This window comes from Treponema sp. OMZ 790 (genome assembly GCF_024181285.1).
GTDB lineage: Bacteria > Spirochaetota > Spirochaetia > Treponematales > Treponemataceae > Treponema_B.
In genome coordinates, this window is the sequence record NZ_CP051201.1 from 364421 (window position 1) to 386965 (window position 22545).

Genomic DNA, 22545 nt, shown 5'->3' on the forward strand with positions numbered 1-22545 from the left:
TATACTATATTTATGAATACACGAAAAATGCCTATCGGCGTTCAAAGTTTTGAAGACTTAAGATCAAAGGATTTTGTCTACATAGATAAAACAGAATCGATTTGGAAATTGGTTCACGGAAGTAAGGTGCATTTTTTAAGCCGGCCGCGACGCTTCGGGAAAAGTCTTTTGCTTTCGACTTTAAAGGCCTACTTTCTCGGTCAAAAAGAACTCTTTAAGGGCTTGGCCATTGAAAAGCTTGAAGAGGGTGAAAAGGAAAAAAGAGAAATCTGGCAGCATTATCCCATGCTCTACATGGATTTTAATCTTTCAAAATACGAAACAAGGGAAGACTTGGAAAGCCTTTTAAATTATCATCTGTGCAACTGGGAAGAAGTTTACGGAAGTAAGGATTCGGAACAAACTTTTAGTGAACGCTTTGCAGGCCTTATCCTCCGGACCTATGAAAAAACAGGTAAGCAGGCTGTTATACTGATAGATGAATACGATAAACCTCTCCTTCAAACAATGTGGAAGGATGAAGACCTAAACGAAACCTACCGCACAATACTGAAAGGCTTCTACGGCGTTATTAAAAGTTCCGATCAATATGTCCGCTTTGCCTTTTTAACGGGAGTTACAAAGTTCAGTAAGGTAAGCATATTCAGCGATTTAAACAATTTGAGGGATTTAAGTCTCCTGTCCGATTATTCTGCAATCTGCGGCATTTCCCAAGAAGAACTTGAAGCAGGCTTCCGCCCTGAAATTGAAGCCCTCGCAGAAAAAAATAACTTGAGTTATGAGGAAACTCTCACAAAATTAAAACAAAGATATGACGGCTATAAATTTTCTGAAGACGGAAAAAATATGTATAATCCTTTTAGCTTGTTAAATGTTTTTGCCGCCGGAAAAATGCGGGACTATTGGTTTGCAACGGGGACTCCTACTTTTTTGGTGGACTACTTAAAAAAAGCTTATTATAATATTCCCGACCTTGACGGAAACGTAAAAATGAACGAGGCCGGCTTAGAAACTTATAGGGCCGAGACCTTAAATCCCTTACCTATTTTATTTCAATCGGGATATTTGACCATTAAGGACTATGATAGTGACTTTGAACTTTACCGGTTGGGCTTTCCCAATGATGAGGTGCGCTACGGCTTTTTGGATAATTTACTGCCTGCCTATACTTCAATTACTTACGATAAGACAGGCTTCTCGGTTATGGAGTTTACCAAGGCTGTAAGGGAAGGAGATGTAGACGGCTTTATGCAAAAGATGAAGGGGATAATTTCAGGTATTCCCTATGATAACTTAACCGAAAAAGATCTAGCCCTCCGTGAGCAAAACTATCAGACTGCCGTTTATCTTATCTTCGCTCTTATGAACCAATTTGTGCATACTGAAGTTCATTGTGCAACAGGCAGAGCCGATTGCATTGTCGAATTAAAGGACAAGGTTTATATCTTCGAGTTTAAGCTTGCATCAAACGGAACAGCTGAAGATGCCCTACAACAAATCAAAGAGAAAAGCTATGCCGGCAAGTATTTAGGAAGCGATAAAAAAATAATAGCTGTTGGTTCAAGTTTTGATGAAGAAAAAAGAACAATCAAGGATTGGGTAATCGATCATTTGTATAACTAGTATACATTTTCCTTAAAAAGTGTTATACTCGCTCTTTAATACAAGGAATTTTTATGAAAGAACGATTGGATAATTTAAGAAAGAGGCTTGTTGAAGTCGAAAAAGAAGTCGAAGACCCTAACCTTATCAAAGATGTTGCAAAATATAAAGAAACCATGAGGGAGCATTCCTATCTTTCAAAGTTGATGGAAGAATACGATAACTATCTTTCCATCGAGAAGCAGATAGATGATTCCAAGCTCCTCATTCAAGAAGAAAGCGATCCCGAACTCAAAGAGATGGCGAGGGAAGAACTTCACTCTCTTGAAGCCGCCTTTGAAAAAAGCGAGGCCGATTTAAAAATGCTCCTAATTCCGCCGGATCCTCTGGAAGAAAAAAATATTATCATGGAAATAAGGGGCGGTACAGGAGGCGAGGAAGCTGCCCTCTTTGCGGCCGATCTTTTTAGAATGTACACCCACTATGCCGAAATGAAAAACTGGAAGTACGAGATTTTGTCCTTAAACGAAACCGAGCTCGGCGGCTACAAGGAAATTACCTTTTCCATTTCGGGAAAGTATGTTTACGGAAGCCTCCGATACGAGTCGGGTGTTCACCGCGTTCAGCGTGTTCCCGAAACTGAAGGTTCCGGCCGCATTCACACAAGTGCCGTAACCGTTGCGGTTTTGCCCGAAGCCGAAGAAACCGAAATCGAAATCAATCAAGAAGATTTGCGTATCGATGTTATGCGTGCAGGAGGCCCGGGCGGTCAGTGTGTTAATACTACAGACTCTGCAGTCCGCATTACCCACATACCCACCGGCCTTGTAGTTATTTGTCAGGATGAAAAAAGCCAGATTAAAAATAAGGCAAAGGCCATGCGCGTTTTGCGAAGCCGTCTTTATGATTTGGAAGAAAGTAAAAAGCAGGCAGAGCGGGCTCAAAACAGAAAAAGTCAGGTCGGCTCAGGCGACCGCTCCGAGCGCATACGTACCTACAACTTTCCGCAAAACCGCGTAACCGACCACCGCATCAACCTAACCCTTTACAAATTGGATGCGGTTATGCAGGGAACCCTCGACGAGATGATTGATGCCCTTTGTATCGCCGCCCGCGAAGAAATGATGAAGGCTGCAGATTATCACTTAGAGCATAAATAAGGTTTAATGCTTTTTTTTACGATAAGGGAAGCCCGTCTTTTTGCAGCCGATTCCTTTCTTTCGTCTCACCTTTTAACAAGGAACGAATACGGAAGGAATGCTGCCCTCTTTGATGCCGATATTTTAATAGCCCATGTCCTAAAAAAAGAACGCTCTTGGATCTTGTCCCATTCCGATTTAGATTTTTCACCCTACAAAAAAGAGTTTGATGCCCTCGTAAAAAGAAGAAGTGCAGGGCTCCCCATCGCCTATCTAATCGGCAAGAAGGATTTTTTTGCAAGGAGCTTTTATGTAAATGAAGATGTGCTAATCCCCAAGCCCGATACCGAAACCTTGGTAGAACAGGCCCTAAATTTTGCTATGGAAAGGTTTAAAAAAAATGAACCGCTCTTTGTTTTGGATATTTGCACGGGCTCAGGCTGCATAGGAATTTCCCTTGCAGCGGAGCTTTATGAGGGTTTAAATAAACCGCAGAGGGTGCAAACTTATTTTGATGAAAACTTTTTTTTGGTTCTTGCGGATATTTCGGAAGGGGCTTTAGAGGTTTGTAAAAAGAATATAGATTCTCTTTTGCCTGCCGCTCTTTATAAAAAGGCTCTTGCAGTAAAAGCCGACCTCCGCCTTGACTTTCCCCGTGTTCCTGATTCAAAACGAAACTATGATTTGATAACGGCCAACCCGCCCTATGTTCCGTCAAAACTTACTGAAAGCCTTTTAGAGGACGGCCGCTCGGAACCCCGCCTTGCTCTTGACGGAGGGGATGACGGACTAGAGCTGATTCCGCCCTTGGCTCAAAACTCTTATTCGTTCTTAAACGCAAGCGGAAAACTCTTCGTTGAAGTAGGGGAGTACCACGCCTCCCAAGCCTCCGAGATTTTTAAGAGTACCGGTTTTTCTCACATTCAAATCCATAAAGATCTTGCAGGAAGCGACCGAGTCATAGAGTGCACAAAGTGAAACTAAAATTTTGTGTTTAAGTATTGGGCTATTATTTCATCGATAAATTCGGGATAGGTTTTATTTACCGATGAAATATCTCCTATATCCATTTTTCTATATTTTTCGAATTCATAAAAAGAGTGCAGAATTTTATCATTATTCTCTTCCTTTAAAGCTACCGGAATTATTTTTTCGTTTCGGCAATGATGCAGGGCATAATCCGATAATATCTTTGACAAGTCTTCGTCGGTTTTGTTTTTTATATCGGTGTAAAAGGAATAATATCTATTCAAATTTTTAGAAACAAAGTGATCCGTAAATATGTGGAAGTCCACTCCTTTTAAAAATGAAGGCGGAGCATAACTATGCTTTTTAATAAAGTTTTCAAATAATTTTGAGCTATATCCGGCTCCTTTTTGTATAAAATGACTTTTATAGTATTCTTCTTTTTTGCTTAAATCGTATAGATCCGGATATATCGCTCCATAATAAAAATAGTCTTTTTCCTCAATGTCATTTGTTTTTTCGAGATATATTTTTGAAATAAGTATGTGCGAAATCTTATCCGGCATCTTTTTGTCCTTTCTTTATGTTAACTGATTTCCGGCATAAAAGCAAGCCGAGTTTCCCCTTATAAAAGTTTAAAAAATATGATATAATGCGATAATGAGTAATTTGTAATTGTCATTACCCATTACAAATTACCGACTACATATTAGTTCCGGGGGAGGGTAGAAAATGAGCGATATTCGAAGATTGCCTATTGGTGTTCAAAGTTTTGCAGATTTGAGATCAAAAAATTTTATTTATGTAGATAAAACCGAATATGTAAGTAAATTGGTTTTAGAAAATAAGGTGTTTTTTTTAAGCCGCCCGCGCCGTTTCGGGAAAAGTCTTTTTCTTTCTACCTTAAAGGCTTACTTTTTAGGTAAAAAAGAGCTTTTTAAAGGGCTTTATATCGAAGAGACGGAACAACGGCAGGCAGAAAAAGAAGACCGCGAAGCTTGGATTAAGTATCCGGTTCTCCATCTCGATTTTACCGGAAAAAACTATGCCGATGTTAAGGCCTTGCGCGATATTCTCAATGCCCATTTACGAGAATGGGAAGAAGAATTTAAAATAGAAAAGACGGAAGACTCTCCAGACGGACGCTTTAAAAACCTGATACAAAGGATTTATGAAACAACAGGCAGACAGGTAACTGTGCTGGTTGACGAGTACGATAAGCCCCTCCTTGAAACTATGATTATAAATGAGCCCTTAAACGAAGAGTATAGGCGTATCTTAAAAGGTTTTTACGGGGTGATTAAGTCTTGTGATGAATATATCCGTTTTGCCTTTTTAACGGGAGTTACCAAATTCAGCAAGGTAAGCATCTTCAGCGATTTAAACAATTTGAGGGACATAAGTATGCTTCCCGATTACGATACTGTCTGCGGTATTACTCAAAAAGAAATGGAAGAAGTTTTTAAACCCGAAATACTTGCGCTCGGAAAAGCTCAAGATTTGACCGAAGGCGAGACTCTCGCAAAGCTAAAACAAAAATATGACGGCTATCATTTTTCCGAAAACTTTGTAAATGTTTATAATCCGTTCAGTCTTTTAAATGTCTTTGCAGGAAAGGTATTCCGCAGCTTTTGGTTTTCGACAGGTACTCCCACCTTTTTGGTTAGAACCTTACAGCACCAAAAAGAAATATGTATCCGCGATATTTTGGAAGATGCGGAAATGAGCGAAAACGCCCTACAAGATTACCGCCCCGATATGAATAATCCTATTCCCATTCTATTCCAGTCCGGCTATTTAACGATAAAAGATTATGACAAGGAATTTCAGCTTTATAAACTGGGCTTTCCCAATGACGAAGTAAAATACGGCTTTTTGGATAATCTTGTGCCTGCTTATACCTCTATTGCAAAGGATGCAAGCGGTTTGTTTATCGCAAATTTTGTAAGAGATATCGAAAAAGGCAAAACAGAATCCTTTATGAAAAGAATGTATGCGGCTTGCGCAGGCCTTCCTTACAGCCTTGCTTCAAAGGAAAATATACAGATGAGGGAAAGGGATTACCAAATAGCCTTTTACATAATTTTCAGCCTCATGGGGCAGTTTGTACAAACAGAGGTAGTAAGTTCAAAAGGAAGGGCCGATTGTGTGCTTCACACAAGGGATACAATCTATGTCTTCGAGTTTAAGCTTATGGGCTCGGGCACTCCCAAAGAAGCCATTCAACAGATAAAAGAAAAGGGCTATGCAGAACCCTACAAGACAAGCGGAAAAAAGATAGTTCTCATCGGCGCGGTCTTTGCCGACGGTATCGATGAAGAAACTGCCGGCACTTGGGAAGCGGAAGAATTATAGCCGGCCGATTGCCGATAAAGAACTCTTAAACTATTTTTACATACCTCATTTCGGGGGCTTTTAGTACCTCTTGGATTTGAGTTTTTCCGTCGGGTCTAAAGCCGTGATGTTCATAAAAATTTCTTGCAATCCGGTTTTCTTGAAATATCCAAATACACAATTCATGAATGCCTAGTCCTTTTGCTTCTTTTTCAAAATGCTTAATTAGTTTCGAGCCTACTCCCGACCTTTCAAAGGCCTTTTCTACATAAATTGCCATGAGTTCAAAACTATCGCTTTTGTCGCTGTCTCGGCACATTCCTGTACGCATCATTCCCTTTATTATTCCGTCCTTGTCATCTTCATAAAGATATTGTTTTGATGTACATGCTTGAGAGTTAAGTTCTTTCTTTAAACGGTTAATGGATTTTTCAACCGATAGTTCGCAAAAAAGAAAATTATCGTCAACGATGCCCCGATAAGTATTTCTCCAGCCGTAAACATTTATTTCTGCAACCCTTGATAAGTCCTTTAATTCTGCAAGTCTGATCATTGTTTTTTCCTTTTTATAGTTCAATCTATGATTTTATATTATCATATTTACGTTCGTTTTTCAATAAATTTTTTACATTGACATTTTGCAGGTTGTAAGGGATATTTATTTTTAAGTATTTCTTGTGTTTGACGTCAAGTTTTTATATTATCGATCTATTGACAGAAAACCTGTTTTTTTTTATAATTACGCGGTTAGCATAACAATAAATATTTTACTAGGAGGCAAATATGGCTGGTGCAAGTAAAAACTCACGAACTGCTGCTGCGACTCAAAAATTTAATTGTCCCTGCGGCGGAGAAATTGTATTAAAAACAATGGTCGATAACGGTAAGATTAAAAATATTGCAGAATGTTCAAAATGTAAAAGAGTTGAACGACGACCTAAAGACTTTCATTAATCGATCAGGTTTAAAAGTTCTTAAAATGCTGAAAAGGGAGACTTTTTATGTAAGATGAGAGGTCTCCCTTTGTTGTTTTTTTGCTGAATTTAAGGAGGATAGTGTAAAATGAACGAGGATAATGTTTTTAAATCCGGTTTAGGGGAAGAATGCGGAATTGCAGCTGTCTGGGATTCAAAATCTTTTAAGACAGAAAACCCTGAAAGACTGGATGATGCTGCCCGCTCGGTTTTTTATGCTCTTTTTTCTCTTCAGCACAGGGGCCAAGAGGCTGCGGGTATGGCTGTTTCAAACGGAAAACACATCCGCGTGTTTAAAAAACCGGGCCTCGTTTCAAATATTTTTACCGAAAACGATATATCGAACCTTCAAGGCTATGCTGCTATAGGTCACACCCGCTATTCGACTACAGGTTCTTCTTCTTTTGGAAACATTCAGCCCTTTTATATCGAAACAATGTACGGCCCGATAGCCCTCGCTCATAACGGAAACCTTGTAAACGCCCCCTATTTGCGGCAAAAACTTTTGGAGAGAGGGGTAGGGCTTTCTTCTACTTCGGATACCGAAGTTATGATTATGATGCTTGCAGCCGCCAAGGGAGATTCTTGGACAGAACGCATCGCCTCATGTATGCGGGAATGGGAAGGTGCTTTTTCTATTGCCGTTTTGACGGTTGAAGGCATTTACATCGCTAGGGACCCTTGGGGTTTTCGTCCTCTTTGTGTAGGCAGCTTTCAAGACGGAGTATCGATTGCCGCAAGTGAGTCTTGCGCTCTTTTAACATTGGGCTGCAAGGATTTTACCGAGGTAAAAGCCGGAGAAATTTTAAAGTTGGTCGATAACGGAGCAGAGCTTTGTATGCAGCTTCCCCCTAAGGAGCCGCTTTCTCCATGTATCTTTGAATACGTCTACTTTGCCCGTCCCGACTCGGTTTGGAACAAGGCTTCGGTTCACATGTCAAGGGTAAATTTCGGCAAGGAGCTTGCAAAAAACTCTCCTGTAGAGGCCGACATAGTTATAGCCATCCCCGACTCGTCGCGGTCGGCAGCCATAGGCTATTCCCAAGAATCGGGCATTCCCTATGATGAGGGCTTTTCAAAAAACCGATACATAGGACGCACCTTTATTCAGCCTACCCAAAAATTGCGCGACCAAGGCGTTGCGATGAAGTTTAATATTCTTTCCGAAGCTGTTGAAGGAAAACGCATCATAGTGGTTGACGACAGCATTGTCCGCGGAAGCACCATTGGCCCACTAATCAAGATGCTGCGGAGTGCCGGTGCCAAAGAAGTACACATCAGAATAGCTTCTCCGCCGGTGCGTTACTCCTGTTTTATGGGAGTAGACATGGGAGATCCCGAAAACCTAATCGCCCACAAAAAATCTGTTGAAGAAATACGCGAGCACATCGGAGCCGATTCCTTAGTCTACCTATCCCAAGAAAGTATGCTTAAAGCTATGAAGGATGCCGGAGCAAATACCCATTTTTGCTGTGCCTGCTTTGACGGTAAGTACCCCGTCGATGTCAGCTGCGCTGCCGACAAAAATAGTTTTGAGTAGGAGACTTTACCAAAAATATGGCGATAAATCCGTTTCTTGGAATTTTAATATTTATATACTTTATATCGGGTGCGATAGTGAGGGCTTATTTGCAAATAAAAGGAGGCCGGTTGATCTCGAAAAAATTGGACTGTTTGAAAACCTTAGGTATCGATAAAATTTTATTATTCATACCCGAATTTGTTCCTTTGTCGGTATTACAGCCTGTATATGACGAGCTTTCAATTTTTGATACCGAAAAATATGAATTGGAAGATTATATAAAACTGTTAAAAATATACCGCAGAATATATGTTATACCATGTTTTATAGGCGGTAGTATTACTTTGTTATATACTTTCATAAGAGCATTTTCATAGGAGGATTATGAATTACGAAAAAATTAATGCGAAAGCTTGTCTTATTGCCTCCGTTTTCCTTGGAATAGTTTATTTGTTGATTTTTTATTTTTTCCCTTCCGCAAAAGCAAGTATGAAATATAAGAATGTTGATTTTTCGGAATTAGTTCGTGCTTTGAAAATCCTTTATTTAGGCTTATTCGGTTTGGGCATTTCTTTTTATAAGTTTGATTTTAAATTTTTAAGAACAAAGATTGCAAATATGTCTTCTAAACTCATAAAATTTTTATTGGCAGCTTTTAAAATATTGCTTTATATAACTTCATTTCTTTTATCAAAAACATATATTTCTGTCCTTGATCCTAAACCTAAATTTATTTTTTTTGTAATTCATGTTTTGTTTTTAATTGCGGGGATTCTGATAAATATCATCACGGAAACTGTTTTTGAATTCCATTCAGCTCATTACAATTATCCGTATTTGCAATTAGTCTTGGGAAAACTCATTTTTATATTATGTGCTTTGCCTATTTATGTGGATTTTCTTGGCTGTGTTTATTTGTTGTTATCTTTAGTTTAGTGAAGTATGAATTTGGTAAAGGTGTTAAAATGAAAAAACTTGTGTTATTTTTTGGTATTATTTTTATTGTCTTTCTTGCATTGGTATTGATACCGGAATTGGTAAATAGTAAAAATAAAAATGATGAAAAATTTGTGTTATACAACACTAATATAAAAGCCATATATTTTGATTCCATAAAACTAGATTTAAAAGGTTCAACAGAAACTGTCAGACTTACTAAAACTGAATATGATAATTCTATTTATGATATCGGTTTTGAAGTTTTAACGGAAAATATTCCTGCAGATTTTAAATATGATGGAATTTTAAAATTAATGATTTTTGATGAAAAAAATAATCTAATTGATTTTAAAGAGATTACCGCATGGGAGCAAATCGTTTTTTCCGGTAAAGACCACTCTAAAATTAAAATTGCTGTTTTTTGTAGAGATGTATTTAAAATTTCAGGTGAGTATATAGATTTGGTTTTATCGGTAGAAAAAGAAGATAAGCAATTATCGGATTATCCCATTAAATGTTTTTTAGGTCCTGCCGTTACTCCATAAGGCACTTTACTCTTTTTTCAATTGCAAAATCTTCCTCTTTTTGGTATAATCTGTAATTAGTAATTATTTAGGGGGAAATATGATTTATACATCAGAAAGCCTGCTTGAAGCTGCAAAAAATGCCGTTCCTAAGGCTGACCTTGTAACTTTACGCATTCACCGCACAAGGGGAACTTCCTTTGCGGCTCAGGATGGAGCTTTTGAGTCTTCCGGCTATTCGGCCGATCAAGGCTTTATGGTTGAAGTCTTATATGATGGGCACATTGCCTATGGGGCAACCCAGAATCTGACTCCTCAGGGAGCCGGCGAAGCTGCCCGTCAAGCCTTTAATGCCGCCCAAACCGCTTCAGCCTTTAAAATTGCCAATTTTGATAAAAATGTCAGGCCCGATACGGAATTAAAATACGAAACCCTTCGTGGTAAAAAGACCCGCCCTTCCAAAACCGAAATTTTCGACTATCTTTTTGAAATATGCGATATTTTAAAAGTCTCGGATGAGGTCATAGATACCCACGCCTATGTGGAGTTGGAAGAAGAGCAGATCGAGCTTTTAAGCTCCGAGGGAGCAAATATCTTACAGGATTTTTATAGGATCGGTTCCGGCTTGGGAGCTGCTGCCCGCCGCGGAGACATAATTCAAAGGCGTTCCTATAACGGATACGGTGCCCGCACCTTTCAGGGAGGCTACGAATTTTTAAACTTTGCCAAGTCTAAGGCGGAGGCCAAAAGGGTAGGGAATGAGGTGATAGAGCTTTTGGGAGCAGAACCCTGTCCTTCAGACAGGCGCACCCTCGTCCTTATGCCCGATCAAATGCTTTTGCAGATTCACGAAAGTGTCGGCCATCCCTTGGAAATTGACCGCATCTTGGGTGATGAAAGAAACTTTGCAGGCGGCAGTTTTATAAGGCCCGAAGACATCGGCAGCTTTCAGTACGGCTCAAAGCTTATGAATATCTGCTACGATCCCACAATTCCATATCAGCTTGCAACATTTGCTGCCGACCAGACGGGGGCTCTGGCAAAGAAGACCTTTATCATCAAGGACGGAATCTTAGTCTGCGCCTTGGGAAGCATCGAAAGCGCAGGCCGCCTCTATGCAGGCAAAACCGTTCAGCCTGATAAGATGGTCGCAAACCAAAGAGCAACCGCGTGGAACCGCCCGCCTATAGACAGGATGGCAAACCTCAACCTTGAGCCGGGAACCAGCAGCTTCGATCAAATAATTTCTTCTATCGAAAAAGGAATTATTATGACCTCGAACCGCTCATGGTCTATAGACGATTACCGCAATAAATTTCAGTTCGGCTGCGAATACGGCCAATTAATCGAAAACGGAAAAATCACCAAAACCGTGCGCGACCCGAACTACCGCGGGGTATCTCAAAACTTTTGGAGAAACCTCTGTGCAGTAGGCGATAAATCCACATTCCATGTATACGGAACGCCCAACTGCGGAAAGGGAGAACCCAATCAGGTTATTCAGGTCGGACACGCAAGTCCCGTTTGCGCATTTTCTGATGTAGAAGTTTTTGGAGGCGGAAAATGAAAATGAGTTTTAAAGAATATTTTGAATCGATTGCCGATTTTATGCTTTCGGAATTGCTTGAGGGAGAAAAAATTTCGATTTCCTTTTCGGGTGAAAAGACCTACTTTATGCGCTTTAGCAAGGCTAAGGTACGCCAAAACGGAACAGTAGATCAGGGTTATTTTTATTGTACCTTTTGGAAAAAGGGCCGCACCCACAATTTCAGTTTCGGTATTCAGATGAATATGGAAAAGGATAAGAGGATGGCGGCCGATGCTCTTCAAGAAGCAAGAGATTCTATAATGCTCCTTCCCGAGGATAAGTATCAATCAATTCCTGAATCTTCCGATACTTCTTCTGCGATATATACAGGGAAGCTCTTGCCCGAAGACAAGATACCGGAGATTATCTTATCCCCTGTTAAAGACCTCGACTTTGCAGGCCTTTATTCTCAAGGGATTATTTGCGAGGGTGTTATTACCTCGGCCGGAGCGACTCACTGGTTTCAAACCGAAACCTTTGTCTTGGATTATTCGGTATGGCTCGAAAACGGGCGCGGTATAAAATCTCTTTATTCGGGAACGGAATGGAGCGATGAGCAGTACCTTTCAAAGATTGAGCAAGCCCGAAAAGGCTTGGAAATCTTGCACACTCCGCAAAAAAAATTAGCCCCAGGAAAATACAAGGCCTTTATAAGTGCCGATGCCCTTATCGACGTAACAGACTTTTTCTCGTGGAACGGTTTTAGCGAAAGGAGTATGCAGCAGGGCTCAAGCGCCTATCTTGCTTTAAAAGAAGGAAGAGAGCATTTTTCGGATAAGTTTAATTTGACTCAGGATTTTTCTCTCGGACTTGAACCTGCCTTTAACTCGAACGGAGAACTGGCTCCCGAAAAATTAAGCATCATCGAAAAAGGTAAGCTTAAAAATACCTTGGTCAGTTTAAGAACCGAAACCCAATACGGTGTAAAATCCAACGGAGCTCCCTTAAGCGAGAGTATGCGATCGATCGTTATCGGAACCGGAGATTTAAACGAAGCGGATGCCGTAAAAGAGCTGGGTACGGGAATTTATATCTCCAACTTTAACTATCTAAACTGGAGCGATACCTCTTCGGCCAGAGTTACGGGAATGACCCGCTTTGCCTGTCTTTGGGTTGAAGACGGAAAAATCGTTGCTCCCATTGCCGACATGAGATGGGATGAATCCTTGTACAATATGTTCGGAGAAAACCTCTTAGCCGTAACAAAGGAAAGCCGAATCTTTGCAAACACAAGTACTTACGGAAGCAGAAGTACCGGAGGAGCCTCCCTTCCCGGCATTCTGGTAAAGGATTTTAACTGTACTCTCTAAGGTAAAAAAAATGTTATTAAAGCAAAGGCAGCAGCAGATTCTATCTCAAAAAATGGTGATGAACCAGCAGATGCTAAATGCTGTTGCCCTGCTTAATTTGTCGAGCGAAGAACTTCAAGAAGAGGTAATAAAGGAAGTAAAACGGAATCCCGCCCTTATTTTTAAAACCTCTTCGCGAGTGAGTGCCGCATCTTCGGAAGAAGGGGATAAGCACCAAAGTTTTTTGGAGAGCATCGAAGATGATTCCCACAAGACCTTGCAGGCTCATCTCATTGAACAGGCCGGAGAATCGATAACGGATGAGTATGTCTTAGATGCGGCAATGCTTATAATTCAAAATTTGGATCATAACGGTTTTTATTGGGTTCCTCTTGAAGAGCTTTTTGCCGATCTTCTTACCGAAAAAAAAATAACGCATACAGAAATAAAAAAAGCTCTTAATATTGTCAGGCGGCTTGAACCTATAGGCTGTGCCTGTTCCGGCTTTAAAGAATCCCTTATTGTACAGGCCGGAATCCTTTGCGAGTCTCCCAAAACTCAGGAAATCCTTGACATTTATAAAAATATACATTCCCTTTGTGTAAAGATAATAAAGGAACATTACGAAGTTCTTTCCTTTATTTCCGATTTAAAACTTTTTATAAAAAAACTTGCTCAAAAAAAAATCATTATAGATTTTGAAACTGCGGAAGAACTTGCAGAATTGATAAAATCTTTAAACCCTAAGCCCGGCCTTGCTTATTCCCGCGGAACGGACGGCGAAAAATTTATTACGCCTATAGCCGAAATAAAACGGGAAGGGAACGAATTTAAGATTATAATCAATGACGAAGAAATTCCCGCCCTTGAAATTTCGCCCGAATATGAAAGGATAAAAAATTCAGGCTCAAAGGAGGAGAAAAAAGAAGCAGCAGACTTTTTAAACAAGGCTTCTCTTTTTATGGGTGTTCTTGCCTACCGCAATCAGACCATACTTAAGGTTTTAACTGCCTTGGTCAATTTTCAAGAAGCCTTTTTTTTAGGCCGCCCGTGTAAGCCTTCTTCCGGAGGAGAGAGCGAAAAGATGCAGCCCGGCTACTTAAAGCCCTTAAAACAAATCGACATTGCGGAAATTGTGGGTTTAAGTCCTTCGACGGTTTCAAGGGTTTCGAATCAAAAATATATCAGATGCGAATGGGGATTTTTTGAAATTAAAGACCTCTTTTCGCCTGAAGTAAGCGGCGGGCTTTCAAAAGACTATGTAGAAAAAGCCATAACGGATATCATCGAATCCGATACCGAAAAAAAAACCGATGCCCGCATTTCTCAAATTTTAAAAGAACGCGGAATTGATATTGCAGTAAGAACGGTCAACAAGTACCGCAAAGAAATAGGCCTTCCTTCCTCCTATTATCGCAATTGACATTTTTCTCGAATTGCCGTATAAAAAAGATATGGAAATTACGGAGATCTATACCGGCCCGCTTTTTGTAAAGACCTGGGCTCTTCCCTTAGACAAAAAAACTGTTCTCCTCGTTGATCCGGGCGGCACGGATGAGGAATTGATGGATTACCTAAAAAGTAAAAATGCCGAAAGACTCGAAATAATGCTAACCCACGGACATTTTGACCATGTGGGCGGCGTACCCGAACTTATGCAAAAATATCCGGGTTCTTCTTTATGGATCCACCCTGCGGATGCGGGTTATCTGGGGCAAAACGGAAAGGAAAAACACATTGCTTGTTTTAGCCAAATCCGCGCCGAAAGATATATAAAGGCTTTAAAATACGACTTTCCCGAGCCGACAGGCTTTTTAAAAGACGGAGACCTTGTAAACGGTTTTAAGGTTTTACACACTCCCGGGCATACCGAAGGTTCGGTTTGTTTTTGGAATGAAGAAGCAAAGGTGCTCTTTTCGGGCGATACCCTTTTTTACCGCTCCCACGGAAGAACAGACCTTTTAGGAGGGGACGATCAAAAAATAAAGGCTTCACTGAAATTCCTTTTAAAGCTCCCGGATGAAACTGCCGTCTATCCCGGGCACGGCTCCAATACCTCGATAGGGGCGGAAAGGGCCCGGATAGAAAAAATTTAGAGCCGGTTTTTAAGTGCTCAAGAATCGATTAAATGTTCCCCGGATAAACATATTTTAAATTTCTTTGAGCTATCTTACACAGGTGCCTGATTGTTTCGGGTCTTGTGGGCCTTTTATCCTTCATCTTGTAGGCAGGGTAGAAGGCCGAAATATGTAAGGGAATATCGGGTCTTATTTTTGAAAGCATTTGAGAGAGAGCTTCCATTTCATCATCGCCGCTGGTAAAGCCTTCGAGAACTAAGCAGGTAACTTCTACATGAACTTTTGAGGCCGCACTTCGGATCGTTTTTATTACGGGCTTTATTTTTCCCTTGCAGATTTCGGTGTAAAATTGAGGGGAAAAAGATTTTAAGTCGATATTCATTGCGTCAACCATAGGGAGGATTCCGTTTAAGGGTTCTTCTTCGATAAAGCCGTTTGTTACGAGGACGGTTTTTAAGTCTTTTTCTTTTGCAATCGGAAGCACATCCTTAACATACTCATACCAAACCGTAGGCTCGTTATAGGTAAAAGCTATGCCTATGGAAGGAGTTTTTAAAACGGCCCTAATCAGTTCTTCGGGGCTGACCGTATCTGTGTTTTTTTCTGTTTTTTCTTCCGGCGGAACGGAATGAACAAGGGAATGGTTTTGGCAAAATCGGCAGTCAAAATTGCAGCCGAAGGTTCCTACCGAGAAGATGTAGGAAGAAGGGTAAAAACGGTATAAAGGCTTTTTTTCGATCGGGTCGAGGGCGGCTCCCAAAACCTTGCCGTAGTTTAAAGCATAGAGTTTTCCGTCTATGTTTTTGCGGCTAAGGCATCGGGAAAGCCGGCCATCTTTTATAAGACATCTATGAGGGCATAAAAGGCAGCGTATTTTATTGTCTTCATTTTTTAAAACCGAAGATTCTTTTTTCCAAAATTCCGCTTCTTTCATAGCCCTCTTAAAAACTTACTTCTTTTTTGCAGTTGTTTTGGCGGCCGGTTTTTTGGCGGATGCCTTAGCCGGTTGTTTAGCGGCTGCTTTAGAAGCCTTTTCTGCAGGTTTGGCCGGTTTTACAGACTTAGCCGGTTTTTTAGCGGCCGGTGTCTTAGCGCTGCTTACCTTTACTGCAGCAGGTTTTGCATTGGGGAGTTCAATGCCGAGTTTTTCGCTCAATTTTTGGAGCATATCCTTTGTCATGCTTTCAAGGTTGTACTTGGGCTTCCATCCCCATTCTTTTTTGGCGCAAGAATCATCGAGTGAGTTCGGCCAAGAATTTGCTATAGCCTGACGTACGGGATCGACATCATAACTCATCTTAAATTTGGGAATATGTTTCTTGATTTCGGCAGCGATTGTCTCGGGAGCAAAGCTCATAGCCGTGATATTAAAGGCGTTTCTGTGCTTTAATTTTTTAGGATCGGCTTCAAGAAGTTTAAAGATGGCGTTTAGGGCATCGGGCATGTACATCATGTCCATGAGTGTTCCTTTTTTGATAAAGGAAGTATAGGCTCCTTTTTTTAGGGCCTCATAGTAGATATGAACTGCATAGTCGGTTGTTCCGCCGCCGGGGAGGGCCTCATAGGAAATAAGACCGGGGAAGCGGACTCCCCTTGTATCTACTCCGAATTTTTGATGGTAATAATCGCACAAGAGTTCTCCGGCAACCTTTGTAACGCCGTACATTGAGGTCGGCCTTTGGATTGTATCCTGCGGAGTTTTATCGGCAGGGGTCGAGGGGCCGAAGGCTGCGATTGAGCTAGGGACAAAAAGAGAGTATTTTTGTTCTCTTGCGAGTTCCAACATATTGTGTAAACCTGTAAGGTTAATCTGATAGGCTAATTGGGGATTTTTTTCTGCTACGGCTGAAAGAAGGGCTGCAAGGTGGATGATCGTGTTGACCTTATATTTTTTGCAAACCTCAAGAGTTTTTTTGCCGTCAAGGACATCGAGCTTTTCGAAGGGACCGCTTCCGATAACCTTGGGTACATCTTTTTTTTCGATGTCGGAAGCTATAACGTTGTCGTTTCCGTACTCATTTCTTAAAAACATAACCAATTCACTTCCGATTTGTCCGAGTGAACCGGTAACCAAAATTTTTCTTTTAGTCATACTGTCTCCTTTTTTTTGCAGTAATTAAGTTGCTGTCAAAAAATTATAAATAATTGTAGCACATTTTTATTTTCTGTGCTAGATGTTAAAATAAATTACATACTCGACGCCCTTGACTTTTATACGGTTAATTGATATAATCCACAATCCGTAATGGAATTTATCTTGAAATTTTTGAGCGGGGATTCCCGTTCTATAATATAAGGAGTCTAGTTTATGAAACGGACATATCAACCAAGTAAAACAAAACGGGTTCGACGCTTCGGATTCCGTGCACTTATGAAAACAAAGGGCGGACGTGCTATCTTAAGCCGCCGCAGAGCAAAGGGCAGACGCAAGCTTTCAGCTTCCGACGAAAAAAAACCGTTCTAATTTTCTCTCTTAAGTGAGTAATTTTACATTTTCCGGAGAAGAACGGTTAAAAGATCGATCACGTATTAAGGCTGTATTTCAAAAAGGCCTTAAACTGAGCTTAAAAGGAGTGAGTTTGTTCATTCTGCCTAATGGATTGGAGTACAATCGATTTTTATGTACTTTTCGACGAGGTTTCGGTTCCGCAGTGATGCGGAACAGGTCTCGGAGAATATCAAAAGAGGCCTACAGGCATATAAAACATAGGTTAAAACCGGGAAACGATTTTATCCTTTTAGTTTTTTCTGAAAAGGACTCTTTCTCTCTTCGTTTAGAGCAGCTTACCACCCTCTTTTTAGAAGCGAAAATGTATAATGATGAGGCTTTATGAGAAAATTTTTAGTAAGTTTTTTGTGTGCTTGTATAATCTTTTATCAAAAGGCTATTTCTCCTCATTTCCCGCCTGCATGCAGGTATCAGCCTACTTGTTCGCAGTATGCTGTTGAAAGCATAAAAAAATACGGCCCGTTTAAAGGTACCGGTATGGCTTTACTTAGGATATTGAGGTGTCATCCTTTTCATAAGGGAGGATACGACCCTGTTCCATAATGATGATTAACCTATAGGGGTTAAAATTTAGGAGTTAGAATTGAAAAAAAATACCGTATTGGCTGTTGTGCTGTCAATGATTGTTTTCGGAGGGTGGCTGTATATTCAGCAAAAATATTTCCCTGTCGAATATAATGTTCCTCAAAAGCCTGTTGCTCAGGCTCAAGAGCAAAATTCAAATTTGTCTGAAAATACCTTTCAGCCGTCTTCAAATCAAATTTCAAATTCAATGATAGAAGGTCTTACAGATTCTGCCTTTCCTTCGAGAGAGCAAACCTATGTTATTGAAACCGACATTATCCGTGCCGTTTTTACAAACAGAGGCGGGGATATTATTTCTTATAAATTAAAAGACCATGCTTCCGCGGGAAGTGATGAACGCGTTGAGATGATAGATAATGTGACCGAAAAGAACAAGGCTCTTTCTCTCTCCTTTGGCGGTCCTGAAGCTCAAGCTGTGGATCTTCTTTTTAACGTAAAAGAAGACAGCCTTTCCGACGGCAGAAAGCAGATAGGTTTTTACCGTGATGTAAAGATAAAAAATGCCGACGGTTCTGAAACCGTGTTTACTCTTGCAAAGCGCTACACCTTTATTCCCGGCGATTATATGTTTACCCTTGAGGTTACCATCGATGGAAAAGAAGGCATGAAGGGCTTGGCTTTTGGAGAAAACGCCTATACTTTACGAAGCGCTCCCCAGATAGGACCTGAGTGGGATAAGGTAAACGACAAATATGAATACAGAGCCCTTTCTTATTTTGCCAATGAAAAGAAGAAAGAAGATAGAGGAATCACCGACGGAAAAACAAAGTCCGTAACCGATTTAGCTTCATGGGTAAGCGTTTCAGGTAAGTATTTTTCTTTTATCGTTATACCCAAAGACCCCATCCAAAAGATGTTTTTTTCGGGGATGAAGGAAGAAGGAGCAAAGCTTCATAATTCGCAATTTTTTATTTCGCGTCAGCCCATCATAGGAAATGCGGCTTATGACCAATACAGGATTTATATAGGTCCGAGTTCCGAGAAGATATTGAACTCTTACAATTCTGCGGCGGCCAATAATTACGGTTATGAAAATTTAAGAATAGACGGACTTGCCGCTTCAAGTGGTTTTTTAGCTCCCTTGGAAAGAATTTTAAAATTTATCATGGAGCTTTTATATAAGCTTATTCCTAACTGGGGTGTAGCCCTTCTTTTGATGACTCTTTTAATGAGGATAGTATTCTTCCCTCTTACCAAGAAAAGTTCTGAAGCTACAAAGAGGATGCAGGAACTTCAACCTCAGATTAATGAGTTGCAGCAAAAGTATAAAAACAATCCTCAAAAGCTTAATGCCGAAATGGTTAAGTTTTATAAGGAAGCCGGTTATAATCCTGCATCGGGTTGTCTGCCTCTGCTTATTCAGCTTCCGTTTTTGTTTGCTATGTTCGGATTATTTAATAACTATTTCGAGTTCCGCGGAGCCAGTTTTATTCCCGGCTGGATTCCCGATCTATCGTTGGGTGACAGTATTTTGAAATTCGGCTTTACTATTCCATTTTTAAATTGGACCGATTTGAGGCTTCTTCCTATTATTTATACGGGATCGCAGTTGCTGCACAGTAAGTTGACTCAAACGCCGGGACAGTCTCAGCAAAATCCATCTATGAAGATTATGCTGTATTTTATGCCGGTTTTCTTTTTCTTCCTTTTTTACAATGCACCTTCGGGACTCTTATTGTTCTGGACATTTTCCAATATTTTGATGCTTTTACAGCAGCTTATAATCAATAAGTCCATGAAGAATAAAGAATAATTATTTTAGTACTAGGAGATATATATGATATATGAATTTGAAGGAAAAACTGAGCGTGAAGCTATAGATATTGCAGTAGCTAAGCTCGGACTTGAGAAAGATCAGTTTGATGTTGAAATTTTGGAAATTCAAAAAAATTCCTTGTTTAAAAAAGGTCATGCAAAGATAAGGGTTCATGTTGATGAATCCTTAAGGGCTAATATGCGCAATAATGCAGAACAATCTTCTGAAACCGTAAAACTTGAAGAAGATCAAGTTGAAAGAACATCTGAAGATATTTCGGAAGGAGCCGAAAAAACAAGAGTCTTTATTCAGACCATGGTCGAAAAAATAGGCTATGACTGCTCCGTATCGTTGATTGCCTGCGATAAAAAGCATTTTTCATATAGGATTAATTCTAAAGATGCTGCAATGCTTATAGGCAAAAGAGGTAAAAACCTTGACTCTATCCAGCTTTTGGCAAATGTGTATGCCGGAGCTATAGGACATGCCTATGCCAGAGTATCTGTCGATTGTGAAAGTTATAGGATGAGAAGAGAAGAACTCCTTATTCGAATGGCCTATGATATCGCTGACAAGGTGCGAATGACAAAGAAGTCGCAGCTTTTGGAACCTCTCAATCCTTATGAGCGCAGAATCATTCACACAACCTTGAACGCCGTGAACGATATTGAAACCAAAAGTGAGGGAAATGGTTTATATAAACAGGTTCGCGTGTTTTATAAAGGTATATAACTTGAGAATAATATGACCGAAAAAGGCGGACTTATTGTCCTTATTATTTAAGGAAAATATAAATTTTAGGAGATTTTTATGAATAAAATTATGATTATGTTTGTATTTTTTACAGTCTGCCTTTTTCCGGCTTTTTCGAATACCAATGAAGATACACGAAGTATAGAACAAAGACTTTCCGATATCCTTGACCCAAAGATTGCTTCTGAACTTCTTCAAAAAAAAGAAATACTTAAGTTAAAATACGGCGCTTCAAATATGAAACTTGAAATGCAGCCTGTTTCCGTTCTTTCTGATAAAATGTCGGAATTTCTTTCTAAGAAAAAGCCTGCTTTTTCCGGAGAATTTTTGTCTTTGTATAAAAAAAATGGGCCGAATACTCCCGATGTTTCCAAGATATTGCGTCACATATCGGGACTTGAGGGTATTGAGTACTTTTCAAACAGTTATCAGGAAATGAGGCCTCTTTATCTGACTTCTTATGCAGTAAAAGAGGTAAGAACCTCGGATGGTGTAGTTTATGAGCGTATAGATGATCCGTTGAATGCTGAGGTTGACGGCTTGCAAATTCTTGCTCGCCAAATTGATGCAACTTTTGGGGATTTTATTTATAAATACCGTTATTGTAAAAGCGGAAATAATGTTGGTATGATATGTGTAAATACTCAAAAAATATCTCATCCTGACATGAGTCTTATAGCTCTCCAGCCTGATGCAATGATTTTGTCCATGTCTGTTTACGATCTTGATGATTATATTTTGGTTCATTGCTCAAGTACCGCAAAATTTCCTACAATACCTTTTATAGGCGGCAGGATAAAAAGATCTTTTTCTTCACGATTAATGGCTGTATATAATTGGTTTATGGATGAGTATAAATGTGCCGAACAAGGCATTGAATATAATGCCAAAAAAAATATTAATTCCAATAATTAAGGAAGAATGAAAATGAAAAAACTATGGATAATGATTATCTCGGCGATGTTTATGATTTTGGTTGCAGGAACTGCTGCAGCTATTATAATAACAAATTCTAACTCAGAAAAAGGAGATAAAAAAATGAGCGAAGATGGTCTCTATGCTGTAATAGATACGGACAGAGGTGCGATTGTTTTAAAACTTTTTTACAATGAAACACCTTTGACGGTATGTAATTTTGTAGGACTTGCTGAAGGAACTCTTGATGCTGCAAAGGGTAAACCTTTTTATGACGGCTTAATCTTTCATAGAGTAATAGCCGATTTTATGATTCAGGGAGGAGATCCTACCGGAACAGGTTCAGGCGGCCCCGGCTATAGATTTCCCGATGAAATTGTAGAAAGTTTAAGACATGACGGTCCCGGTGTGTTGTCAATGGCCAATGCCGGCCCGGGTACTAACGGATCCCAGTTTTTTATTACTCATCTTGAAACTCCATGGCTTGACGGAAAGCATACCGTTTTCGGACGCGTAGTTGAAGGACAAGAAGTTGTAAATGCAATTCAGCAAGGCGATAAGATGAAAAGCGTAAAAATAATAAGGACAGGAAAAGAAGCCAATGCTTTTAAAACCGATCAAGAAGCCTTTTACAAATACCTTTCCGAAACAAAAGAAAGTGAAAAACGCAAAGCTGAAGCCCTTGAAAAAAAAATGGAAGATCTGATTAAAACGAAATATCCTCCTGCAAAAAAAGACGAAGACGGTGTTTATTCCTTTATCGTAAAAGAAGGAAAGGGTGAAAAGCCTAAGACAGGACAAACCTTGACAATGAAATATAAGGGTTCACTTTTGGCAAACGGAAAAGTTTTTGATGATTCCGATATGCATAAGCCGTTGGAATTTCCTGTAGGAACAGGCCGCGTTATTCCGGGTTTTGATTCGCAGTCGGCTAAGATGAGTTTAGGTGAAAAACGCATCATAATTATTCCGCCGTCCCTTGCCTATGGGGAAGCCGGAGCGGGCGGAGTCATTCCCCCAAATGCTTATTTGGTTTTTGAACTTGAGTTATTAAAAATAAAATAACATAAAA

At 40.0% G+C, this 22545-nt stretch carries 24 protein-coding genes; 20 read left to right on the top strand and 4 right to left on the bottom strand.

All coding sequences use genetic code 11. From position 1 onward, the window contains the following. Positions 1 to 12 precede the first annotated feature (12 nt). Genes E4O01_RS01710 through prmC form a run of 3 tightly spaced genes read left to right on the top strand, consistent with a single transcriptional unit; the run spans position 13 to position 3719 of the window. The gene (locus tag E4O01_RS01710; protein WP_253693681.1) at positions 13 to 1623 is read left to right on the top strand and encodes an ATP-binding protein; all 1611 of its coding nucleotides are present in this window, start codon (positions 13 to 15) and stop codon (positions 1621 to 1623) included. A gap of 53 nt (positions 1624 to 1676) precedes the next feature. Beyond that, positions 1677 to 2762: a peptide chain release factor 1 gene (gene prfA / locus E4O01_RS01715; RefSeq protein ID WP_253693684.1), complete on the top strand. Its 1086-nt coding sequence runs from the start codon at positions 1677 to 1679 to the stop codon at positions 2760 to 2762. Between the two features lie 6 nt (positions 2763 to 2768). Continuing rightward, a complete protein-coding gene (gene prmC / locus E4O01_RS01720) occupies positions 2769 to 3719 on the top strand; it encodes a peptide chain release factor N(5)-glutamine methyltransferase (protein ID WP_253693686.1) in 951 nt (316 codons plus the stop codon). A gap of 2 nt (positions 3720 to 3721) precedes the next feature. Here the strand turns inward: prmC and E4O01_RS01725 are convergent, their stop codons facing one another. Beyond that, complete coding sequence (locus tag E4O01_RS01725) at positions 3722 to 4273, bottom strand: hypothetical protein (RefSeq protein ID WP_253693688.1); 552 nt, start codon at positions 4271 to 4273, stop codon at positions 3722 to 3724. A gap of 166 nt (positions 4274 to 4439) precedes the next feature. On the opposite strand from E4O01_RS01725, the gene E4O01_RS01730 reads away from it, so the two are divergent. Continuing rightward, positions 4440 to 6062 carry an ATP-binding protein gene (locus E4O01_RS01730; protein ID WP_253693691.1) on the top strand — a complete coding sequence of 541 codons (1623 nt, stop codon included), beginning with the start codon at positions 4440 to 4442 and terminating at the stop codon, positions 6060 to 6062. Between the two features lie 25 nt (positions 6063 to 6087). Here the strand turns inward: E4O01_RS01730 and E4O01_RS01735 are convergent, their stop codons facing one another. Then, positions 6088 to 6594, bottom strand: a complete 507-nt coding sequence (locus E4O01_RS01735) for a GNAT family N-acetyltransferase (RefSeq protein ID WP_253693694.1) — start codon at positions 6592 to 6594, stop codon at positions 6088 to 6090. A gap of 230 nt (positions 6595 to 6824) precedes the next feature. Between E4O01_RS01735 and E4O01_RS01740 the strand changes: the two genes are divergently transcribed. From E4O01_RS01740 to E4O01_RS01780, 9 genes are all read left to right on the top strand, one after another. Then, positions 6825 to 6995 (top strand): hypothetical protein, encoded by a 171-nt coding sequence (locus tag E4O01_RS01740; protein ID WP_144242265.1) that lies wholly within the window; start codon positions 6825 to 6827, stop codon positions 6993 to 6995. 108 nt (positions 6996 to 7103) lie between these two features. Next, positions 7104 to 8555, top strand: coding sequence for an amidophosphoribosyltransferase (gene purF, locus E4O01_RS01745; RefSeq protein ID WP_253693697.1), 1452 nt, complete (start codon positions 7104 to 7106; stop codon positions 8553 to 8555). Positions 8556 to 8665: 110 nt separating this feature from the next. After that, positions 8666 to 8914: a hypothetical protein gene (locus tag E4O01_RS01750; protein WP_253693700.1), complete on the top strand. Its 249-nt coding sequence runs from the start codon at positions 8666 to 8668 to the stop codon at positions 8912 to 8914. A 7-nt stretch (positions 8915 to 8921) separates the two neighbouring features. Continuing rightward, on the top strand, positions 8922 to 9473 hold the full coding sequence (locus tag E4O01_RS01755; RefSeq protein ID WP_253693703.1) for a hypothetical protein: 552 nt from the start codon (positions 8922 to 8924) through the stop codon (positions 9471 to 9473). Between the two features lie 29 nt (positions 9474 to 9502). After that, entirely contained in the window at positions 9503 to 10021 is a 519-nt protein-coding gene (locus tag E4O01_RS01760; RefSeq protein ID WP_253693706.1) for a hypothetical protein, read from the top strand. 79 nt (positions 10022 to 10100) lie between these two features. Continuing rightward, entirely contained in the window at positions 10101 to 11567 is a 1467-nt protein-coding gene (locus E4O01_RS01765) for a TldD/PmbA family protein (protein WP_253693709.1), read from the top strand. Continuing rightward, positions 11564 to 12898 carry a TldD/PmbA family protein gene (locus E4O01_RS01770; protein ID WP_253693712.1) on the top strand — a complete coding sequence of 445 codons (1335 nt, stop codon included), beginning with the start codon at positions 11564 to 11566 and terminating at the stop codon, positions 12896 to 12898. Before E4O01_RS01765 ends, E4O01_RS01770 begins: the two co-directional genes overlap by 4 nt. A 10-nt stretch (positions 12899 to 12908) precedes the next feature. After that, positions 12909 to 14300 (top strand): RNA polymerase factor sigma-54, encoded by a 1392-nt coding sequence (gene rpoN / locus E4O01_RS01775; protein ID WP_253693714.1) that lies wholly within the window; start codon positions 12909 to 12911, stop codon positions 14298 to 14300. Positions 14301 to 14331: 31 nt separating this feature from the next. After that, the gene (locus E4O01_RS01780; protein ID WP_253693716.1) at positions 14332 to 14973 is read left to right on the top strand and encodes an MBL fold metallo-hydrolase; all 642 of its coding nucleotides are present in this window, start codon (positions 14332 to 14334) and stop codon (positions 14971 to 14973) included. 28 nt (positions 14974 to 15001) lie between these two features. On the opposite strand, the gene amrS is transcribed toward E4O01_RS01780, so the two are convergent. Further along, the gene (gene amrS, locus E4O01_RS01785) at positions 15002 to 15889 is read right to left on the bottom strand and encodes an AmmeMemoRadiSam system radical SAM enzyme (RefSeq protein WP_253693718.1); all 888 of its coding nucleotides are present in this window, start codon (positions 15887 to 15889) and stop codon (positions 15002 to 15004) included. A gap of 15 nt (positions 15890 to 15904) precedes the next feature. Continuing rightward, positions 15905 to 17047: an L-threonine 3-dehydrogenase gene (locus E4O01_RS01790; RefSeq protein WP_253693721.1), complete on the bottom strand. Its 1143-nt coding sequence runs from the start codon at positions 17045 to 17047 to the stop codon at positions 15905 to 15907. 216 nt (positions 17048 to 17263) lie between these two features. On the opposite strand from E4O01_RS01790, the gene rpmH reads away from it, so the two are divergent. The 7 genes from rpmH (at position 17264) to E4O01_RS01825 (ending at position 22538) form a co-directional block, all read left to right on the top strand. Next, complete coding sequence (rpmH, locus tag E4O01_RS01795; RefSeq protein WP_044979600.1) at positions 17264 to 17419, top strand: 50S ribosomal protein L34; 156 nt, start codon at positions 17264 to 17266, stop codon at positions 17417 to 17419. A gap of 13 nt (positions 17420 to 17432) precedes the next feature. Continuing rightward, positions 17433 to 17789, top strand: coding sequence for a ribonuclease P protein component (rnpA, locus tag E4O01_RS01800; protein ID WP_253693724.1), 357 nt, complete (start codon positions 17433 to 17435; stop codon positions 17787 to 17789). Beyond that, entirely contained in the window at positions 17786 to 18007 is a 222-nt protein-coding gene (gene yidD / locus E4O01_RS01805) for a membrane protein insertion efficiency factor YidD (protein ID WP_253693726.1), read from the top strand. Before rnpA ends, yidD begins: the two co-directional genes overlap by 4 nt. Before the next feature lie 40 nt (positions 18008 to 18047). Further along, positions 18048 to 19802, top strand: a complete 1755-nt coding sequence (gene yidC, locus E4O01_RS01810; RefSeq protein WP_253693728.1) for a membrane protein insertase YidC — start codon at positions 18048 to 18050, stop codon at positions 19800 to 19802. A 24-nt stretch (positions 19803 to 19826) separates the two neighbouring features. Continuing rightward, the gene (gene jag, locus E4O01_RS01815) at positions 19827 to 20537 is read left to right on the top strand and encodes an RNA-binding cell elongation regulator Jag/EloR (protein ID WP_253693730.1); all 711 of its coding nucleotides are present in this window, start codon (positions 19827 to 19829) and stop codon (positions 20535 to 20537) included. Between the two features lie 78 nt (positions 20538 to 20615). Then, positions 20616 to 21473, top strand: a complete 858-nt coding sequence (locus E4O01_RS01820) for a DUF6675 family protein (protein WP_253693734.1) — start codon at positions 20616 to 20618, stop codon at positions 21471 to 21473. Positions 21474 to 21485: 12 nt separating this feature from the next. Further along, positions 21486 to 22538 (top strand): peptidylprolyl isomerase, encoded by a 1053-nt coding sequence (locus tag E4O01_RS01825; protein WP_253693736.1) that lies wholly within the window; start codon positions 21486 to 21488, stop codon positions 22536 to 22538. Positions 22539 to 22545 lie beyond the last annotated feature (7 nt).

What these genes read in the sequence shown, in the direction of transcription:
- E4O01_RS01710 (WP_253693681.1), top strand. Translation starts at nt 13, where the DNA reads ATGAATACACGAAAAATGCCTATCGGCGTTCAAAGTTTTGAAGACTTA.
- prfA (WP_253693684.1), top strand. Translation starts at nt 1,677, where the DNA reads ATGAAAGAACGATTGGATAATTTAAGAAAGAGGCTTGTTGAAGTCGAA.
- prmC (WP_253693686.1), top strand. Translation starts at nt 2,769, where the DNA reads ATGCTTTTTTTTACGATAAGGGAAGCCCGTCTTTTTGCAGCCGATTCC.
- E4O01_RS01725 (WP_253693688.1), bottom strand. Translation starts at nt 4,273, where the DNA reads ATGCCGGATAAGATTTCGCACATACTTATTTCAAAAATATATCTCGAA.
- E4O01_RS01730 (WP_253693691.1), top strand. Translation starts at nt 4,440, where the DNA reads ATGAGCGATATTCGAAGATTGCCTATTGGTGTTCAAAGTTTTGCAGAT.
- E4O01_RS01735 (WP_253693694.1), bottom strand. Translation starts at nt 6,594, where the DNA reads ATGATCAGACTTGCAGAATTAAAGGACTTATCAAGGGTTGCAGAAATA.
- E4O01_RS01740 (WP_144242265.1), top strand. Translation starts at nt 6,825, where the DNA reads ATGGCTGGTGCAAGTAAAAACTCACGAACTGCTGCTGCGACTCAAAAA.
- purF (WP_253693697.1), top strand. Translation starts at nt 7,104, where the DNA reads ATGAACGAGGATAATGTTTTTAAATCCGGTTTAGGGGAAGAATGCGGA.
- E4O01_RS01755 (WP_253693703.1), top strand. Translation starts at nt 8,922, where the DNA reads ATGAATTACGAAAAAATTAATGCGAAAGCTTGTCTTATTGCCTCCGTT.
- E4O01_RS01760 (WP_253693706.1), top strand. Translation starts at nt 9,503, where the DNA reads ATGAAAAAACTTGTGTTATTTTTTGGTATTATTTTTATTGTCTTTCTT.
- E4O01_RS01765 (WP_253693709.1), top strand. Translation starts at nt 10,101, where the DNA reads ATGATTTATACATCAGAAAGCCTGCTTGAAGCTGCAAAAAATGCCGTT.
- E4O01_RS01770 (WP_253693712.1), top strand. Translation starts at nt 11,564, where the DNA reads ATGAAAATGAGTTTTAAAGAATATTTTGAATCGATTGCCGATTTTATG.
- rpoN (WP_253693714.1), top strand. Translation starts at nt 12,909, where the DNA reads ATGTTATTAAAGCAAAGGCAGCAGCAGATTCTATCTCAAAAAATGGTG.
- E4O01_RS01780 (WP_253693716.1), top strand. Translation starts at nt 14,332, where the DNA reads ATGGAAATTACGGAGATCTATACCGGCCCGCTTTTTGTAAAGACCTGG.
- amrS (WP_253693718.1), bottom strand. Translation starts at nt 15,889, where the DNA reads ATGAAAGAAGCGGAATTTTGGAAAAAAGAATCTTCGGTTTTAAAAAAT.
- E4O01_RS01790 (WP_253693721.1), bottom strand. Translation starts at nt 17,047, where the DNA reads ATGACTAAAAGAAAAATTTTGGTTACCGGTTCACTCGGACAAATCGGA.
- rpmH (WP_044979600.1), top strand. Translation starts at nt 17,264, where the DNA reads ATGAAACGGACATATCAACCAAGTAAAACAAAACGGGTTCGACGCTTC.
- yidD (WP_253693726.1), top strand. Translation starts at nt 17,786, where the DNA reads ATGAGAAAATTTTTAGTAAGTTTTTTGTGTGCTTGTATAATCTTTTAT.
- jag (WP_253693730.1), top strand. Translation starts at nt 19,827, where the DNA reads ATGATATATGAATTTGAAGGAAAAACTGAGCGTGAAGCTATAGATATT.
- E4O01_RS01820 (WP_253693734.1), top strand. Translation starts at nt 20,616, where the DNA reads ATGAATAAAATTATGATTATGTTTGTATTTTTTACAGTCTGCCTTTTT.
- E4O01_RS01825 (WP_253693736.1), top strand. Translation starts at nt 21,486, where the DNA reads ATGAAAAAACTATGGATAATGATTATCTCGGCGATGTTTATGATTTTG.